General features: G+C 57.5%; 17 protein-coding genes. 1 reads left to right on the top strand and 16 read right to left on the bottom strand.

Features of this window, described 5'->3' with window-relative positions:
- Window position 1 precedes the first annotated feature (1 nt).
- The 13 genes from AC2FFA_RS12765 to trpS all read right to left on the bottom strand — a co-directional run bounded on the left by AC2FFA_RS12765 (window position 2) and on the right by trpS (window position 11,584).
- A complete protein-coding gene (locus AC2FFA_RS12765) occupies window positions 2–922 on the bottom strand; it encodes a sulfite exporter TauE/SafE family protein (RefSeq protein WP_299639497.1) in 921 nt (306 codons plus the stop codon).
- Between the two features lie 90 nt (window positions 923–1,012).
- The gene (locus AC2FFA_RS12760) at window positions 1,013–1,936 is read right to left on the bottom strand and encodes a sulfite exporter TauE/SafE family protein (protein WP_496851903.1); all 924 of its coding nucleotides are present in this window, start codon (window positions 1,934–1,936) and stop codon (window positions 1,013–1,015) included.
- 90 nt (window positions 1,937–2,026) lie between these two features.
- Window positions 2,027–2,995: an ABC transporter permease gene (locus AC2FFA_RS12755; protein ID WP_496851902.1), complete on the bottom strand. Its 969-nt coding sequence runs from the start codon at window positions 2,993–2,995 to the stop codon at window positions 2,027–2,029.
- Window positions 2,995–4,089, bottom strand: a complete 1,095-nt coding sequence (locus AC2FFA_RS12750) for an ABC transporter permease (RefSeq protein ID WP_152456858.1) — start codon at window positions 4,087–4,089, stop codon at window positions 2,995–2,997. Before AC2FFA_RS12750 ends, AC2FFA_RS12755 begins: the two co-directional genes overlap by 1 nt.
- A gap of 1 nt (window position 4,090) precedes the next feature.
- Window positions 4,091–5,620, bottom strand: coding sequence for an ABC transporter ATP-binding protein (locus AC2FFA_RS12745; RefSeq protein ID WP_299899100.1), 1,530 nt, complete (start codon window positions 5,618–5,620; stop codon window positions 4,091–4,093).
- A gap of 95 nt (window positions 5,621–5,715) precedes the next feature.
- A complete protein-coding gene (locus tag AC2FFA_RS12740) occupies window positions 5,716–6,714 on the bottom strand; it encodes a BMP family lipoprotein (RefSeq protein ID WP_117870287.1) in 999 nt (332 codons plus the stop codon).
- 138 nt (window positions 6,715–6,852) lie between these two features.
- Window positions 6,853–7,272, bottom strand: coding sequence for a GNAT family N-acetyltransferase (locus tag AC2FFA_RS12735; RefSeq protein WP_496851901.1), 420 nt, complete (start codon window positions 7,270–7,272; stop codon window positions 6,853–6,855).
- An 11-nt stretch (window positions 7,273–7,283) separates the two neighbouring features.
- A complete protein-coding gene (gene tsaB, locus AC2FFA_RS12730) occupies window positions 7,284–7,874 on the bottom strand; it encodes a tRNA (adenosine(37)-N6)-threonylcarbamoyltransferase complex dimerization subunit type 1 TsaB (RefSeq protein ID WP_496851900.1) in 591 nt (196 codons plus the stop codon).
- On the bottom strand, window positions 7,864–8,427 hold the full coding sequence (locus AC2FFA_RS12725; RefSeq protein ID WP_299639479.1) for a NifU family protein: 564 nt from the start codon (window positions 8,425–8,427) through the stop codon (window positions 7,864–7,866). The genes tsaB and AC2FFA_RS12725 overlap by 11 nt, the downstream gene beginning before the upstream one ends.
- 69 nt (window positions 8,428–8,496) lie before the next feature.
- Complete coding sequence (locus AC2FFA_RS12720; RefSeq protein WP_496851899.1) at window positions 8,497–9,090, bottom strand: 2-hydroxychromene-2-carboxylate isomerase; 594 nt, start codon at window positions 9,088–9,090, stop codon at window positions 8,497–8,499.
- 9 nt (window positions 9,091–9,099) lie between these two features.
- On the bottom strand, window positions 9,100–9,555 hold the full coding sequence (locus tag AC2FFA_RS12715) for a universal stress protein (protein ID WP_117870277.1): 456 nt from the start codon (window positions 9,553–9,555) through the stop codon (window positions 9,100–9,102).
- Window positions 9,556–9,632: 77 nt separating this feature from the next.
- Window positions 9,633–10,496 (bottom strand): branched-chain amino acid aminotransferase, encoded by an 864-nt coding sequence (locus AC2FFA_RS12710; protein ID WP_496851898.1) that lies wholly within the window; start codon window positions 10,494–10,496, stop codon window positions 9,633–9,635.
- Between the two features lie 59 nt (window positions 10,497–10,555).
- Window positions 10,556–11,584: a tryptophan--tRNA ligase gene (gene trpS / locus AC2FFA_RS12705; protein ID WP_496851897.1), complete on the bottom strand. Its 1,029-nt coding sequence runs from the start codon at window positions 11,582–11,584 to the stop codon at window positions 10,556–10,558.
- Window positions 11,585–11,670: 86 nt separating this feature from the next.
- Between trpS and AC2FFA_RS12700 the strand changes: the two genes are divergently transcribed.
- On the top strand, window positions 11,671–12,357 hold the full coding sequence (locus AC2FFA_RS12700; protein ID WP_496851896.1) for a rhomboid family intramembrane serine protease: 687 nt from the start codon (window positions 11,671–11,673) through the stop codon (window positions 12,355–12,357).
- On the opposite strand, the gene murJ is transcribed toward AC2FFA_RS12700, so the two are convergent.
- Genes murJ through AC2FFA_RS12685 form a run of 3 tightly spaced genes read right to left on the bottom strand, consistent with a single transcriptional unit; the run spans window position 12,358 to window position 17,835 of the window.
- Window positions 12,358–13,899 (bottom strand): murein biosynthesis integral membrane protein MurJ, encoded by a 1,542-nt coding sequence (gene murJ, locus AC2FFA_RS12695; RefSeq protein WP_496851895.1) that lies wholly within the window; start codon window positions 13,897–13,899, stop codon window positions 12,358–12,360.
- Entirely contained in the window at window positions 13,896–16,715 is a 2,820-nt protein-coding gene (locus tag AC2FFA_RS12690; RefSeq protein WP_496851894.1) for a [protein-PII] uridylyltransferase, read from the bottom strand. Before AC2FFA_RS12690 ends, murJ begins: the two co-directional genes overlap by 4 nt.
- The gene (locus AC2FFA_RS12685) at window positions 16,675–17,835 is read right to left on the bottom strand and encodes a penicillin-binding protein activator (protein ID WP_117870264.1); all 1,161 of its coding nucleotides are present in this window, start codon (window positions 17,833–17,835) and stop codon (window positions 16,675–16,677) included. The genes AC2FFA_RS12690 and AC2FFA_RS12685 overlap by 41 nt, the downstream gene beginning before the upstream one ends.
- Between the last annotated feature and the right edge of the window lie 68 nt (window positions 17,836–17,903).

The raw sequence follows: 17,903 nt of genomic DNA, 5'->3' as shown, positions 1-17,903 counted from the left end.
CTCAGTGCCCTCCGCCATTGCCAAGCGAGTAGAGCTCGGCGGGTTCAAGAAGCAGATCAAGTGCCAGCTTGCCGCATACGACCAGAACCAGCGCAGCCAGCAACACGCGCAATTGTTCCGCCGGCATCCGCGCTCCGATCACGGTTCCGATCTGGGCGCCAATGACGCCGCCTACCAGCAACAAGACCGCCAGAACAACATCAACCGTATAGTTGGTGGTGGCGTGCAACATTGTGGTGAAGGCTGTCACAAAGATGATCTGAAACAGCGACGTGCCGACAACAACCTTGGTCGGCATACCGAGTAAATAGATCATGGCAGGGACCATGATGAAGCCACCGCCGACACCCATGATCGCGGACAAAACCCCAACGCACAGACCAACCAAAGCCGGTGGAATGACCGAGATATACAGGCCTGAAGTGCGGAAACGCATTTTGAAGGGCATGGCGTGAACCCAGCCACGCTGTCGGCGTTTGGCTGGGGCCGCGCCGCCCTTCTTGGCTTTGCGCAGCGCCCTGAGGCTTTCGATGAACATCAGGCTGCCAATGACGCCGAGAAAAACAACGTAACAAAGCGTCACCAGCAGATCGACCTGACCCAGGCTTTTGAGGTAGTTGAAAACAACCACACCCAAAGCGGCCCCGATCAAACCGCCGGTCAGCAGCACCGTTCCCATTTTGAAGTCCACGGTTTTTCGTCGAAAATGCGCCAGAACACCGGAAAAGGACGATGCGACAATCTGATTGGCCTCAGTTGCAACAGCCACTGCCGGGGGAATGCCGATGAAGAAAAGCAGCGGGGTCATCAAAAAGCCGCCACCGACACCGAACATTCCGGATAGGATGCCGACCATGCCGCCCAGACCAAGGAGTAGAAATGCGTTCACCGAGACTTCGGCTATGGGCAGGTAAATATACATGATACCGTCACTTTGCGTATGCGCGTGGCTTGCCTGTTAATGGTTGCGAATTCAAGTGTGGTTATTGTCGTGTGCTGCGGGTCAAACACATCATACCCCCCCGGGTTCTGCCAGAGAAAAGATCTCTCCCGGCGGTAACAGAAGGTCAAACCCGATCTTCCCCGCAACGCCCATAACAAGAAGCGCTAATAGAATACGCAACTGTTCGGCTTTCAGGCGTGCGCCGATCTGAGTCCCGAATTGCGCACCCAGAACACCGCCGAGCAACAGGAACAGGGCGAGGACCACGTCGACACTGTAGTTGGTCGACGCATGTATCATCGTTGTGAACCCGGCGACGAAAATAATCTGGAACAGGGATGTCCCAATTACCACTTTTGTCGGGATACCAAGGACATAGATCATTGCGGGCACGATGATGAACCCACCGCCGACTCCCATGATCGCCGACAGAACACCAACGCCAAATCCGACCAGCGCCGGGGGTATGACCGAGATGTAAAGGCCCGATGCCGGGAACCGCGTCTTGAACGGGAGGGCATGAACCCAGGTTCGCTGGCGTCGCTTGGGGGCAGGTTCATTGCCTGACTGGCTGACCTTTCGGATCGCCGCCAGGCTTTCGATGAACATCAGGGTCCCGATGGCCCCCAAAAACACGACATAGCAAAGCTGTACCGCCAGATCGACCTGTCCGAGATGCTTGAGGAAATTGAAAACAACCATCCCAAGAGCCGCACCAAACAACCCTCCGGCCAGCAGAACGCTTCCCATTTTAAGGTCCACTGTCTTGCGTCTGAGATGCGCCAACAAACCCGAAATAGACGAGGCAACAACCTGATTGGCTGATGTTGCCACAGCAACCGCAGGGGGTATGCCGATAATGAACAGCAACGGAGTGATCAAAAATCCACCTCCGACCCCGAACATGCCGGACAGAATGCCGACAGCCCCGCCGATCCCCAAAAGCAGGAATGGGCTGACAGAAACTTCTGCTATGGGAAGGTATACGTGCATACCCTCTTAGAACGGTTGCGGCATGCAAAATCAACTCTGCATGCCGCTCTGCAGCGAACAGGACTGAAACTCAGTTCACAACTGGCCTTATCAGCGTTCTTTTACGTAGGGTTCTCCACCCGCCCGAGGTGGAATGGCTTTGCCGACAAAACCGGCCAGAATCACCACCGTCAGGATGTAGGGCAGGGCGTCCATCACCTGCACGGGAATCACAATACCACCCAGGTCGATGTTCTGGAACCGCAGCGCGACCGCTTGCAACAGACCAAACAGCAAGCAGGCCCACATGGCATGCCACGGGCGCCACTTGGCAAAGATCAGGGCAGCCAATGCGATAAAGCCACGACCGGCGGTCATTTCTTTGACAAACCCGGCCTGCAAGGCTGTGGCCAGATAGGCGCCTGCAATACCGCACAGCACGCCACAGATGGCGACAGCAGCGAACCGCAGGCCGACCACTGAGACACCAGCAGTGTCCACCGCCGCAGGGTTTTCACCTACGGCCCGCAGGCGCAGACCGAACCGGGTGCGATATAGAATCCACCAAGTGCCTGGAACCATCAGGAACGCGACATAAACCAGGATCGAGTGGCCCGAGAGCAATTCGGAGTAGATGGGGCCGACAATCGGCACATCGCTGAGGGACTCGGCGAAGGGGAAGTTGATCGGTTCGAACCGCCCACCGCCAAACAGCGATGGTGTCCGCCCACCCTGCTGAAACCAGCTTTGGGCGACCAGAACAGTCAGACCCGAGGCAAGAAAGTTAATGGCCACACCCGATATCAGTTGGTTGCCCCGGAAGGTGATCGATGCCAGCCCATGCAGACCCGACAGCAACAACGAGGACGCGATACCAGCCAGCAGGCCCAGCCAAACCGACCCTGTGACAGCAGCGATGGCAGCAGAAAAGAACGCTGCCATCAACATCTTGCCTTCAAGGCCGATGTCGAAGATACCGGCTCGCTCCGAAAAAAGACCGGCCAGACAGGCAAGCAGCAGCGGCGTAGACAGGCGAATGGTCGAATCCAGAACCTGAATGAGGGTAACGAAGATTTCCATCACTCAGCCCTCTTCCGCATACCAAGAAACAGTTTTTCAAGCGGCATTCGCACCATGTTATCCAATGCACCGGTGAACAGGATGACCAGTGCCTGAATAACCACGATCAGTTCCCGCGGGATCGAAGCCCACAGCGCCAGCTCGGCGCCACCCTGATACAGAAACCCGAACAAGAGCGCGGCCAGAAACACACCGAACGGATGTGACCGCCCCATCAGCGCCACGGCGATGCCAATGAAACCCGCGCCCTCGGTCGAGTTCATTACCAGTCGCTCAGCTTCGCCCATGACATTGTTGATGGCCATAAGCCCCGCCAGCCCGCCGGAAATCAGCATCGCAACAATCGTGATACGCACAGGTGAAATACCGGCATAAACCGCGCCGGTCTCGGAATGGCCGTAAGCCCGGATTTCATAACCCAGACGCGTGCGCCAGATCAGTGCCCAGACAACGACGCAGGCAAGCAACGCGATGAAGAAGGTTATATTCGCCGGTGCACCTCGGAAAACAACGTTCTCTGCGGTTGAGAACATCTCCTGGAAAGACGGCAGATGCACGCTTTCAGAGAACCGCGCGGTGGCCGGATCCTGCGACCCTTGGGGGCGCATGACATTGACCAGCATGTAATTCAGGAAAGCAGCGGCGATGAAGTTGAACATGATCGTGGTGATCACGATGTGGCTGCCACGCTTTGCCTGAAGATAGGCTGGAATTGCCGCCCATAGCGCGCCGAACAGCATCGACGCTGCGCAGGCTGCAAGCAAGGCAATGCTCCAATGCGGCCAATCGACATACAGACAGACCATGGCCACGCCCAGCCCGCCCAGCATCGCCTGACCTTCGCCCCCGATGTTGAACATACGGGCGTGGAAGGCGACCGCCACTGCCAGACCGGTAAACATGAAGTTCGTTGCATAATAGAGCGTATAGCCCCAGCCATAGGTCGATCCCAGCGCACCAGTGACCATCAGTTTGACCGCTTCGACAGGGTTTTCGCCGATGGCGAGAATGACCAGCGCCGAAAGGATTGCGGCCAGTATCAAACTGATCAGCGGGATCAGAATGACATCCGCCCATTTAGGCATTTTTTCCATGTTACGCGGCCTCTCCCGCAACACCGGCCATCAGCAGGCCCAGCTCTTTTTCATCTGTTTCATGGGGCAGGCGTTCTCCCATGATATGTCCGTCAAACATCACCGCGATCCGGTCCGAGAGCGAGAAGATTTCTTCCAGTTCGACCGATACTAGCAGGATAGCCTTGCCCTGATCGCGCAGCGCAACAATCTGTTTGTGAATGAACTCGATGGCACCGATGTCCACGCCACGCGTGGGTTGGCCGACCAGCAGCAGGTCAGGGTTGCGTTCAATCTCGCGTGCAACAACGATTTTCTGCTGGTTGCCGCCCGAGAAACTCTTGGCTGCCAACCATGGATTGGGTGGACGGACGTCGAATTTCTCGATCTTGGCTTCGGTATCGGCACGCAACGCCGCGTTGTCCATAAAGATACCGCGTTTATAGGCCGGGTCGCGGTGATACCCGAAGGCCACGTTTTCCCATGCGTGGAAATCCATGATTAGGCCTTCCCGCTGCCGGTCTTCGGGCACGTGGGCGATGTGTTGCGCGCGACGGGCCTGACCATCTGATCCTGCACCACTCAGTGCCAGCGGCTCGCCGTTCAGTTTGATCGTGCCCTGTCCCGGACGCATTCCGCCAAGAACTTCCAGCAGTTCGGATTGACCATTGCCGGCCACGCCGGCGATGCCGACGATCTCACCTGCGCGTACGGTCAGGTCGATACTCTTGACCCGTTCAACGCCGGCCGAATCGAAAACGCTGAGATTTTCGATCTCGAGGATGGGTTTGCCGGGCGTCGCAGGTACCTTGTCGACTTGTAGCAGGACCTTGCGGCCGACCATCAGTTCTGCCAGCTCCTCGGGACTGGTCTCGGATGTTTTGACAGTCGCCGTCATTTGCCCGCGCCGCATAACCGACACCGTGTCGGTGTTTTCCATGATTTCGCGCAGTTTGTGGGTGATCACGATGACCGTTTTGCCTTCGGACCTCAGTCGATCGAGGATGCGGAACAACTGATCGGCTTCGGCTGGGGTCAACACGCCGGTCGGTTCGTCCAGAATCAGTATTTCGGCCTTGCGGTACAGCGCCTTCAGGATCTCGACCCGCTGCTGCATCCCCACGCCGATCTCGTCGATGCGCTTGTCGGGATCGACGAACAGTTCGTATTCTTCCTCGAGCTCTTTCAGCTCTTTGCGGGCTTTTGCCAGTGACGGGGCCAGCAGCCCGCCATCCTCGGCACCCAGAACGATGTTTTCCAGGACGGTGAAGTTTTCCACCAGTTTGAAATGCTGGAACACCATCCCGATGCCCGAGGCAATGGCCGCCTGGCTGTCAGGGATGTCGGTCTTGGTGCCATTGATCCAAATCTCACCTTTGTCGGCTTTGTAAAAGCCGAAGAGGATGCTCATCAACGTGGATTTGCCTGCGCCGTTTTCACCGATAATCCCATGGATCGTACCGGGTGCAACACTGATCGAGATGTCTTTGTTGGCCTGAACTGGCCCAAAGGCTTTGGATATCCCTTTGAGCTCAATGGCTGGGACGGTCATGTCTTGCCCTCAACTGCCGAGAAACCCATCCGGCTGTCCGCTCGGATGGCGAAGTGGGTGGCGAGGCGGAAGGCGTCCTCCCGCCCCGCAGGTAATCAGAACTGCAGTGCCGGGCAGCTGTCGTTCTCGTAGTAGCTTACAACATTGATATCGCCGTTGATGATACCCTTGCGGGCTTCGTCGACAGCGTCGCTCATGCGAACTGAAACAAGTTCCTTGTTGTTTTCGTCCATGGCAACGCCAACACCGTCTTCAGCCAGACCCATGATGAATACACCGGTTTCGACACCATCACCCGCCTTCATCGCTTCATAAACAGCAACGTCCACACGCTTCAGCATCGAAGTCAGCACTTTGCCGGGATGCAGGTGATTCTGGTTGCTGTCCACACCAATCGACAGGATGCCTTCGTCAGCCGCAGTCTGCAGAACGCCAACGCCGGTTCCGCCGGCCGCGGCGTAAATCACATCAGCGCCCTGGCTGATCTGTGCTTTTGTAAGTTCTGAGCCTTTTACCGGATCGTTCCAGGCAGCAGGAGTCGTGCCAGTCATGTTGGCGACAACGTTGATGTCCGGGTTCACAGCCTTTGCGCCCTGAGCATAGCCGCAGCCGAAATGGCGAATCAACGGGATGTCCATGCCTCCGATGAAACCAACGGTGCCGGTTTTCGACGCCATGGCAGCCATCATGCCGACCAGGTAAGATCCTTCGTGCTCGGCAAAGCCAATCTGGCGGATGTTTGGTGTGTCCAGCCAAGTCACGTCAACAGCGACGAATTTGGTGTCAGGGTAATCACTTGCAACAGCGGCCAGGGCGTCAGCGATTCCGAACCCCATGGTGATGATCGGATTTGCGCCGGATTCCGCAAAACGGCGCAGAGCCTGTTCGCGCTGCGGTTCTGCCTGAATTTCGATTTCCAGATACTTGCCGCCGGTTTCGTTGGCCCAGCGCTGCGCGCCGTTATAGGCGGCTTCGTTGAAGGACTTGTCGAACTTGCCACCCAGGTCAAAGATTACCGCCGGCTCGGCCAGAGCCGCTCCAGCTGACATTGCGACCGCAGCGGCAGCACCCATCAAGGATTTCATCAGGGTCATTTCAGTCTCCCAGTTTATTTTGTTGGCACAGGGTCAGATTAGCCCCGTTCACCCACTTTTAGCGAGCATAACTGTTGTGATGGCGGGTATTAAGGGGGTTTGCAACCACCATGGTCAACTGAATTCTGACCAAATGGTCTAAAAAACGGGAGATTGCCGTTGGGGCAGGCAGCATTCCATTACAAGTGCATCAACTTTTTGGCCCTTTTCTCGCGCATAATACTCCTTGCGCAACCCGCACTGCCGATATCCGCATCGACTGTACAGGGAAATGGCGGCAATGTTGTCGGTTGCAACATCCAGAAAGGCACGTGTCGCCTGAAAATCGATCGCCTGATCATGCCATTCGTGCATGAGTCGAAGTGCCAGGCCCTGCCTTTGAAACGAGGGATGGGTCGCAATAGTCAGCAACTCGGCTTCGCCCGCAATCACCTGAAACAGGGCAAAACACCGGGAATCTCCGATGGAATGAGTAAAGCGGTTTTCGAGAAGAGCGGTGAATTCACCTTCTGTCCAGCCGCGCGATTGTGAGAACGCAGCGGCGTGAATCGTTGCCATCTCGTGCGGTGTCATTTGTCCAGCAGTACAGGGGGTGTATCGCGGGAAGGGGCCGCGTCCGCAGACCTCACGTACAAAGGTGCCGGAGGCGAACTGACACTGTCCCAGCGCTGCGCGGCCAGAAGGGCGATGGCTTGTGCCTGCAAGGCTGGGTCAGAGCAGGAAAACAACGGCCCGCCAAGTTCTGCTTCGGCCCTGGGCAAGAGACAAGGATCGGCACGGGGCATTTTCACATAAACCTGGTCGCGCGGGGCAGGGATCGCCGGTATCTGCCCTTCTTCCGCCAGCTCACGCAGGGCATCAAAACCGGAAACCCCGACCGCAGGGATTTCAAGCCCAAGCGCAAGACCCCGCGCGGCCGAGACCGAAATGCGGATGCCGGTGAAATTACCGGGCCCTATCCCAACGCCGATTGCGTCCAGACCAGCCCAATCACATCCGGTTTCTGCCAGAACGTCTTCCAACAGCGGAATCAATCGCTCGGCCTGGCCGCGAGACATTGCTTCGGCACGGGACGTCACGATCTTGCCATCGCGCAACAAAGCGGCCGCGCAATGCGCGGCCGATGTGTCAAATGCCAGAATCGTCGGGTTAGACGGCAACAGGGCGAACCTCGGTCACTTCCGGAATGTAATGACGCAGAAGGTTTTCGATACCCATCTTCAGGGTCAATGTCGACGACGGGCAGCCTGCGCAGGCCCCCTGCATGTGCAGATAGACCACGCCGCGATCAAAACCGTGGAACGTGATGTCTCCCCCATCCTGAGCCACCGCAGGGCGTACGCGACTGTCCAGCAAATCCTTGATCTGGTTTACGATTTCAGCGTCTTCGCCAGAGTGCTCGGCATGGCCCGATGCTCCGGCGGCATCTGCGCCCATAACGGGTTGGCCGGATTGATAATGCTCCATCACCGCACCAAGAATGGCCGGTTTGATGTGATCCCACTGAACGTCGTCCGTTTTGGTAACGGTGACAAAATCATTGCCAAAGAACACGCCGGTCACACCGTTGACTGCAAATATGCGCTTGGCCAGCGGGGATTTTTCGCCCGCTTCCGCAGTTGGGAAATCCGCTGTTCCAGCTTCCAGCACCGTTTGGCCGGGCAGGAATTTCAACGTGGCCGGATTGGGGGTGGATTCGGTCTGGATGAACATGAGGGCGCTCCGTCTGATGTGCTTCTGATATGCGCGCAGGCGTACTGGAAGTCAAGATTTGGAACGATTCTAAATTGTCGAGGCGTATTCAAGTGCGTCATCCAGACGGTCATCGCCCCAGAACAACTCCCCCCCGGCCAGAAAACTTGGTGCACCAAACAGGCCAAGCACCTTGGCACGGGCAGATTGTTCGAACAGGGCCTCTTTTATGTCCGTGTCCCCTGCGCGGTTCATCACGCTGCTGCACAACGCTGCCTCGCTGAGACAGGAGGTCAGAACGCTGTCCTCTGAGATATCCTGCCTGGCGCCGAATTCGGCGCTGTAGACAGCCCGAACAAACGCCGCCCGTTCCTTGTGATCTTCAATGGCCAGAACCAGACGCGCTGCCTTGAGCGAATTCTGCGGAAACGGATCAGGCTTTGAAAAAGGCAGTCCCCGCGCTTCACACAGACGTTCCATATCGCGCCACATGTACCGCCCCTTGGCCGGATACAAGTTGAAAGGTGAGGTGCGCCAACCCTGATCCGCGAAAATCGGACCCAGTAAGAAAGGGTGCCATTCTACGGCAACGCCCATTTCTTCTGCGGCCGCTTCGATCCGCATTGCGCTGAGGTAGGAATAGGTCGAGGCGAATTCGAACCAGAACTGTACTGTCTTCGCCATTGCCGCCCCTCAGGTGATTTCTTCCAGTTTCTCTTTGCTCAGATCACCTGGAACAATCGTGATCGGAATCGGCAGGCTGCCTGAATTCTTTGTCAGTTGAGTTACCAACGGGCCGGGGCCCTTCTTGTCGGTACCCGCTCCAAGGACAAGAACACCAATCTCAGGATCGGATTGAACATGCTCGATGATCTGCGTAACGGGATCACCTTCGCGAATGGCCAGTTCGGGTTCCACATTCTGTTTGTCCCGCATCCATTTGGCAAACACCTCGAAATGCGCGTGGATACGTTCGCGGGCTTCTTCACGCATGGTTTCAGCCACGCCGATCCAATGGTTGAACTCGTCAGGCGGGATGACAGAAAGGACTGTTACACCACCACCGGTATGGGCAGCTCGCATCGCGGCAAACCGCATTGCGTTCAGGCATTCGCGGCTGTCATCCAGAACAACTAGGAACTTACGCATGGGTATCCTCTTCAATTTTAAGGGATCATGCCCGAGCGATCGCGTGCTGGCAACTCGGACACGTCATAAGCGCTATGCTAGCGTTCGCTTGCAGCCCAATCCCAATAGAGGGCGCGGGCACGGCGGGCAATAGGGCCGACCTGAAATTGCGTGTCCTCCAAGGCGGTTACCGGTGTGACCTTACTCATGTTGCCGGACATGAAGACCTCGTCGGCTTCATGAAAATCCTCGAAGCTCAGAACCGTTTCGTGGACCGTCACACCATCTTCGCGCAGGTTTTTGATATGCCGTGCTCGCGTAATGCCAGCCAGGAAGGTTCCGTTCGGGATCGGTGTAAAGATTTCGCCATCCTTTACCATAAAGATGTTGGCCGTTGCCGTTTCGGCCACATGTCCCATCGCATCAGCTACCAATGCGTTGGAAAAACCTTTCGAGCGCGCCTCTTGCAGCATGCGGGCGTTGTTGGGGTACAGGCACCCTGCCTTGGCGTTTACGACCGCGCTTTCCAGAACCGGGCGGCGGAAGCGCGTTGTTGACAGAGTGGCCGACGCGGTTTCGGGCGCCATTGGGATTTCTTCCAGGCAGATTGCAAAACCGGTGCTGTTTTCCTGCGGGACTATGGCCGTGCTGTCGCCGTCGATCCCCCAATACATCGGGCGGATGTAAACGGCTGCATCCGGGGTGTAAGCCCGCAACCCTTCGCGCACCAAATCGACCATCTGCTCGGTCGTCATTGTCGGCGTCAGCATTAAGGCTTCGGCAGACCGGTTCACCCGTGCGCAATGGGCCGCCAGATCGGGAGAGACCCCGTCAAAATACCGCGCGCCGTCAAAGACAGAAGATCCCAGCCAGGCGCCATGATCCGCCGCGCGCATGATGGGTGCATCCCCCTCATGCCATTGGCCTTGAAAATAGGTCCGGATGTTCGTGCCGGTTGCCATGACGCCCTCCTTTGATTCAGGCAAACCCTAGGAGGGCGTCAGGCGAAGGTCCAGTGCAATCAGCGTGATGCAGGTCCGACCATGCCTACGATTTCGTAGGTCTTTTGCAGGATCGGAGCCGCGATCTCGCGGGCGCGCTCAGCTCCACGGGCCAGAATCCGGTCAATCTCGGCCTGATCCCCCATCAGACGTGACATTTCGGTCGAGATCGGGGCCAGTTTCGCCACTGCCAGATCGGCCAGCATCGGTTTGAAGTCACCGAACTGCTTGCCGCCAACATCGGCCAGAACCTGCTCGATGTTTTGATCGTTCAGGGCCGCGTAGATATTGACCAGGTTACGCGCTTCTGGGCGGCCCTCCAGCCCTTCGATTTCTGACGGCAGGGCATCGGGGTCGGTCTTGGCTTTGCGAATTTTCTTGGCAATCGCTTCGGCGTCATCAGTCAGGTTGATCCGGCTCATATCCGATGGATCGGATTTCGACATCTTCTTGGACCCGTCCCGCAGGCTCATGACGCGGGTGGCCGCACCTTCTATCACCGGCTCGGTGATAGGGAAGAAATCGACGCCGAAATCGTTGTTGAATTTGATGGCGATGTCCCGGGTCAGCTCAAGATGCTGTTTCTGGTCTTCACCGACCGGCACATGGGTTGCATGATAGATCAGAATGTCGGCTGCCATTAGGGCAGGGTAGGCAAACAAGCCAAGCGAAGCGTTCTGCTGGTTCTTGCCGGCCTTGTCCTTCCACTGGGTCATGCGCTGCATCCAACCCATACGCGCAACACAGTTGAATATCCAAGCCAGTTGCGCGTGTTCCGGCACCTGGCTTTGATTGAACAAAATCGATTTTTCAGGGTTTAGACCAGAAGCGATGTAACCGGCACAAAGCTCCCGCGTTGCATGCTGCAACTCGGTTGGGTCTTGCCAGACTGTGATTGCATGAAGATCGACCATGCAATAGATGGTTTCAAATTCATCGCTTTGCATTCTCACCCAGTTCCGAAGCGCACCGAGATAATTGCCGAGGTGCAGGTTGCCCGAAGGCTGTGCGCCGGAAAACACGCGCGGCGTGAACTGGGTCTCGGTCATCAAAGGGAACTCCTGTCTGGAAAAATCAGCCTCCGTCGCTTACCCATGAGGCAAAGGGACGTCAACAGCCGCGAAAGGCCAGCCCAATGAGCAGTGCACATTACACACCGCCTGTGAACCCCCTTCCACCGGTCGTGGTGGCGCTGGTTCTGTTCATCATCGGCATTGAGCTTGTCTTCACGCTGGGCGCGCGGGGGCTGGTCGGGGGGCCAGCGGCAGTCGGCTGGCGCCTGGACGCGATACAGCACTATTCCTTCTCGGCGGATATTTTCGACTGGATGGTACTGAACGGGCGTTGGCCGTTCGACCATTTGATCCGGTTCGTGACCTATCCCTTTGTTTCAGCCAATTTCACGCAGGCGATTTTTGTCTGTGTCTTTGTGTTGGCGATGGGCAAGATGGTCGGAGAGGTATTCGGGGGCTTTCCCATGCTGCTGATCTTCGTCGTCTCGGGGATTGGCGGTGCGTTGACCTATGCCGTTCTCCTTGATCCACGCTATCCCCTGATCGGAGGGTTCCCACCTGTTTACGGGCTGATCGGAGCATTTACGTGGTTGTTGTGGCGCAAATTGTCGCTTGTAGGGGCAAATCAGGCGAAGGCGTTTCAGCTGATCGCCGTCCTTATGGGCATTCAGTTCCTGTTTGGTCTGATCTTCGGCGGCAACGCTGAATGGGTTGCCGATCTGGGCGGGTTTGTCACGGGCTTTGGCATGTCTTTTTTGGTGGCACCCGGAGCCTGGGCCCGGATCGTCGGGCGCATCCGCCGCGATTAATCAGGACCGGCGCAGGGCGCGTTTGAATTCTGACAGTTTGAATGCGCCCAAGACATGACCAAGACAGAGATACGAGACGGCGGCGACCACGATCAGGATCAAAAGCGCAAGATAGCGCCAGCCGGGAATGTCCAGCGTCCAACCATAAAAGTGGGTCGCTGCGAACAAGACCACTCCCATCCCGACCGAGGCCAGAACGATCCGGCCCGCACGATTCCTGAACCGGTCATCGAAACGCGCTTCCTCGCCCATGCGGCGTGCGCCGAGCGCCAGCAGAACCACCATTGCCCAGCCGGCAGTTGACGCAGCAATCGCAGGGGCGATCCAGCCCACCAGCGGAAACAGGCCAAACGCCAGTGCCGCGTTCACCACCATTGCAACCATTGCGTAGCGGAACGGAGAACGCGTATCTTCACGCGCGAAGAAAAGCGGTTGCAGCAATTTTTGCAGCATGAATGCAGGCAGACCGATGCCATAGATCGCGACCGCCAGCGCTGTCGCAGCGGTATCCTCGGGGCTGAACTGTCCCCGTTCGAAAAGTACCGAAACCAGCGGGTTCGGGATGATCAGGAACGCCACGGTCGAGGGCAGTGTCAACAGCAGCATGAATTCCCCGGCGCGGGAAAACGCGTTGCGGGCGCCTTCCTTGTCGTCGGCGCGCAGGCGGCGGGACAGGTCGGGCAGCAGGACAATGCCAATGGCGATTCCGACGACGCCCAAAGGCAGTTGGTACAGGCGATCCGCGGCAAACAGCCAACTCACGGCTTTTTCAGTTTTGGACGCCACCAATTGCCCGACTACCAGATTGACCTGAGTAACCCCCATGGCCAGAGCGGCCGGAACCGCGATGCGGACCATTCTGCGCATCTCGGGCGTCAGGTGGGGCAGGCCGGGGCGTATGCGGATACCGGCACGCTCGGTCGCTACCCAGACCAGTGCCAACTGCGCGACACCAGCAACCGGAATGACCGAGATCAGCCATCGTATCACCTCGCCGCCGGACATGGCCCCGGCGATCAGCGCGGTGCAGGCAAAAATGTTCAGCAAGACAGGTGCTGCTGCGGCTGCGGCGAACCTGCCGGTTGCGTTCAATACGCCCGAGAACAGGGCCGCCAAGGACATGAAAAGGATATATGGGAACACGACATAGCCGTAGTCCACGGCCAGATCGAACCGTTCATCACCATAAAACCCTTCGGCTGTCAGCCACACCAGGCCGGGCATGAAGACCATGGCCAGCCCGACCAGTGCCAGAACAGCCAGGCCCAAAAGGTTGAACGCATCCTGTGCAAAGCCTTGAGGATTCTCATCAGCTTCCAGCCGTTTCGAGAACATGGGCACAAAGGCTGCGTTAAACGCACCTTCGGCAAAAAAGCGGCGAAACATGTTCGGCAGGCGAAAGGCCGCGACAAAAGCATCCATCACCGGCCCGGGACCGATGAAGGCGGTCAGCAGTATTTCCCGCAGGAACCCCAGTATTCGACTGGCCAGCGTCCAGAAGCCGACCGTGAACAGGCCCGAGACCAAGCGTATTTGCTTCATGACACCGCACGCTCTGCGCCTTCGGTGATTGCCTTGCGCAGCTTGGCCTCAAGCCCACGTTGCTTGCTTTCCGAATGGTACTTCAACCCGAACATATCCTTGACGTAAAACGTATCGACCACCTGTTCGCCATAGGTCGCGATCACCGCATTGGCGATATAAACATTCGCGGCGGCGAGGGTCCGGGTCAGATCAAACAGCAGGCCCGGCCGGTCGCGGGTGTCCACTTCGATGATCGTGTATATTTCAGAACCGTCGTTGTCGAAGGTGATATGCGTCGGGACGTTGAAGGCACGCTCGCGTTTCTTGATCTTGTCGCGTGATTTCAACGCCTCTTTTGCGACCACTTCGCCGCGCAGTGTCTTGTGAATCATCTGCGTTAGACGTGGCAGGCGCGAGGCTTCAAACGGGTGTCCCTCTGCGTCCTGAATCCAGAAGGCATCGGTGACGTAGCCGTCTTTGGTGGTATAGCTGCGAGCATCCACAACATTCGCGCCGACTAGGGCCAGCGCGCCGGCGATGCGCGCAAAAATACCGGGGTGATCGCCCATCGCGAAACAGGCTCGCGTTGCGTCGCGATCCTCGTCCGGCTGAAGGCGGATCTCCATCGCGCCGGGGTCGCCGCTTTGTTCCAGCGCGCGCAGCATGTTCGCAAACTCGACATGTGTAGCCAGATTGAGACCCTGCCAATACGGGTCGTAGTGACGTCCTGTCTCGGATTTGAGGTCGGCCTTGGACCAGGCTGCCAGTTCGGTGCGCAGGGCTTTTTTTGCCTCGGCCCCGCGATTGGCGCGGTTGAGGTCCTCCATCCCGGTTTCCAGCGCGCGCTTGGTTTCAGCGTGAAGGGCACGCAGCAGCGTGGCTTTCCAATTGTTCCAGGTATTCGGCCCTACACCGCGAATGTCGCACACGGTCAGAACGGTCAACAGGTCCAGTCGTTTGACTGTTTGGACTGCTTTGGCAAAATCACGCACTGTGCGGGGGTCCGAAATGTCGCGTTTCTGTGCCATGTCGGACATGAGCAGGTGATAGCGCACCAGCCATTCCACCGTCTCCGTATCCGCTTTGTTCAGACCCAATCGTGGCGCGACCTTGCGCGCGATCTGTGCCCCAAGGATCGAGTGATCTTCGGGTCGTCCTTTGGCGATATCATGCAGCAAAAGGGCGACATACAGAACCTTACGATTGACCCCGCCTTCCAGAATCGACGAAGCAAGAGGCAGGGATTCAATCAACTCTCCGCGTTCTATCTGGGCCAGATTCACGATGCACTGGATGGTATGCTCGTCCACCGTATAGCTGTGGTACATGTTGAACTGCATCATTGCCACGATGGGCTCGAACTCGGGCAGGAAAGCGGAGAGTACACCCAGTTCGTTCATCCGCCGCAAAGCGCGTTCTGGATTGCCGTGTTTCAGCATCAAGTCCAGAAAGATGCGCCGCGCCTCTTTGTCGTTGCGCATTTCGTCGTCGATCAGATGCAGATTTGCCGCCACCAGACGCATGGCATCCGGATGGATCAGCATTGCTGTTCGCAAACCTTCTTCGAACAAGCGCAGAAGGTTCACTTTGTCGGACAGAAATTTGTCAGGGTCTGCTACGTCCAAACGGCCGTGAACAACCTTGTATCCGGCTTTGACCCGCCGGCGTTTGCGGAAAATGCGCTCCAGCAATGGCGCGCCTTTCACGTGCAGCGCCTCAAGCTTTGTCAGAAAAATCCGTGTCAACTCGCCCACACGTGTGGCTTCGCGAAAATAGCGTTGCATGAATACTTCGACCGCACGGCGACCGGCGCGATCCTCATAGCCCATGCGCGCCGCGACCTCGACCTGCATGTCAAAGGTCAGCTGTTCGGTGGCGCGGCCTGTCACCAGATGCAAATGCGAACGAACAGCCCAAAGGAACTCTTCGGCCTGAACGAAGGTATTGAATTCTTCCGGGGTGAACAGACCCAAAGGCACAAGCTCGGCCACGTCCTGAACGCCGTAGATGTACTTTGCAATCCAGTAGAGGGATTGGAGGTCGCGCAACCCCCCTTTGCCTTCTTTCACGTTGGGTTCGACCTTGTATCGTTCCCCTTGTTTCAGGTGCCGCTCATCTCGTTCATTCAGCTTGGCTTCGATGAATTCCCGTTCGGTTCCCTTGAACAGGTCGGTTTTCAGCCGCCGCTCAAGCTCGTCGGCCAGCGCCTTGTCACCCGCCAGATAGCGTTGCTCCAGCATTGCCGTACGGATTGTGAAATCCTCGGTCCCCAGCCGGAGGCAGTCTTTGATCGTGCGTGACGAATGCCCGACCTTCAACCGCAGATCCCACAGGATATACAGCATCGATTCGATAACGCTCTCGGCCCAGGCCGTAATTTTGTACGGTGTGAGAAACAGCAGATCGACATCGGAAGACGGTGCCATTTCACCGCGCCCGTAACCTCCAACGGCCAGAACAGCGATCTTTTCACCCTGAGTTGGCGTCGCAATCGGATGCAGGCGTGTGCTGGAGACCAGCATTGCAGTTCCGACCAGTTGGTCCGTCAGGAAGGTATAAGAACGGGTCAGCGCGCGCGCGTCAAACGGATGCTCGCTGAAGGCATCGGCAATAGCTTTGCGACCAGCTTTCTGAGCGTCGCGCAGAATGCGCACTGTTTCAGAGCGCATTTCGCTGTTGTCAGAGCAGGTCTCGAAGGCCATAGCCAAGGCATCATTGACGCTGACGCTGTCAAAGATGTTTTCGGCTGGGCAAATCAGAGCGCCTTCAGGCGCCATAGTCACGCCCGATCGCTCAGAAACCGGCACCAGAGAAGCTTTGCGGGGCAGGGTCAATCACAACCACCTGTTTATTCTGAATCGTCGCTACGGCAAGGCCGCGTTCGTTGGTGCCGTTTGGACGCAGGCGGAAGATGCCGCCAACGCCCTGGAAACCGGCATTCTGAGTTAAGGCAGCACCGGTCAGGGCATCGGACTTGCCCTGACTGACCAAGGCACCAATCGCCGCTATGCCGTCATAGGCCAGACCGCTGATCGGGTGAGGCGCTTCGCCATACGTCGCGTTATACCGTTGACGATAGGCTTGTGCCTTGGATGGGTCGGGCAGGGCAAACCACCCCCCCTGCACACCCGGCAGTTCCAGCGTCTGCGGGGGGATATCCCAACGGGTCAGGCCGATGAATTGAGTTGTCGCCGGAGAAACGCCTGCCTCAGGCAGCAATTGCGAGAAAAGTGGCAAAGCACCCGCAGTTGTGGCCGTCATGAAAATCGAGTCCGCTCCGGTCGAGTCTACGGTGGCTTTGATCGTGGGAACCGAGTTGATAACGCCCTGTTGCGACCGGTCATATCCGACAGTTCCGGCATTGTTGACTCGGCTGTTTGCCAGCGCATTGGCGATTGCAGTTTGCCCCACTTGCCCCGCGGAATCATTGCTGTGCACGATAACCATGTTTGTTTTGCCTTGCCGGCCCGCGTAATTGACCAGCCGGCTGGCCGTGTTTTCAAAGGTCGGTCCCAGAACAAATACGTTGCCACCCGCAATGCTGGTGTTGTTCGAAAATGAAAGAACATTGATGTTATTGTTCAGCACCGCCAGTCCTGCAGCATTCGCGGCCTGGGCGTATACGGGGCCGACAATGATTTTGGCGCCTTCTGCAACGGCCTGCTGGGCCACGGCTGTCGCCGTGGTTGGGTTCCCCGCCGTATCGTAAACACGCAGGTCGATTTTGACGTTGGGCAGATCGGACATCGCCAGGCGGGCTGCGTTCTCGAGGCTCTGCGCCAGTGCTGCGTCGCCAGAGCGGGGAACCAGCAAAGCGACCGGAACAGGATTCGATGTGTTGATCGAGGGCCCACCCCCAACGCCACCCGGCTCACAAGCGGCCAGAAACGCTGCGGTCGTCAGGGCAATGGCGGCTTTCGCCAGCTTGCTTACGGGCTTGCAAACGGTAAACATCTAAATGAAAACTCCCTGATCCGGCGGCTGTGAGTGCTTCTGTTCTGTCGAGCCGCGATAATAAACGT

Source organism: Ruegeria sp. YTSB088, from assembly GCF_059609825.1.
Note: the sequence above shows the minus strand (reverse complement) of the source record. Positions and strands in the feature narration are given on the sequence as shown.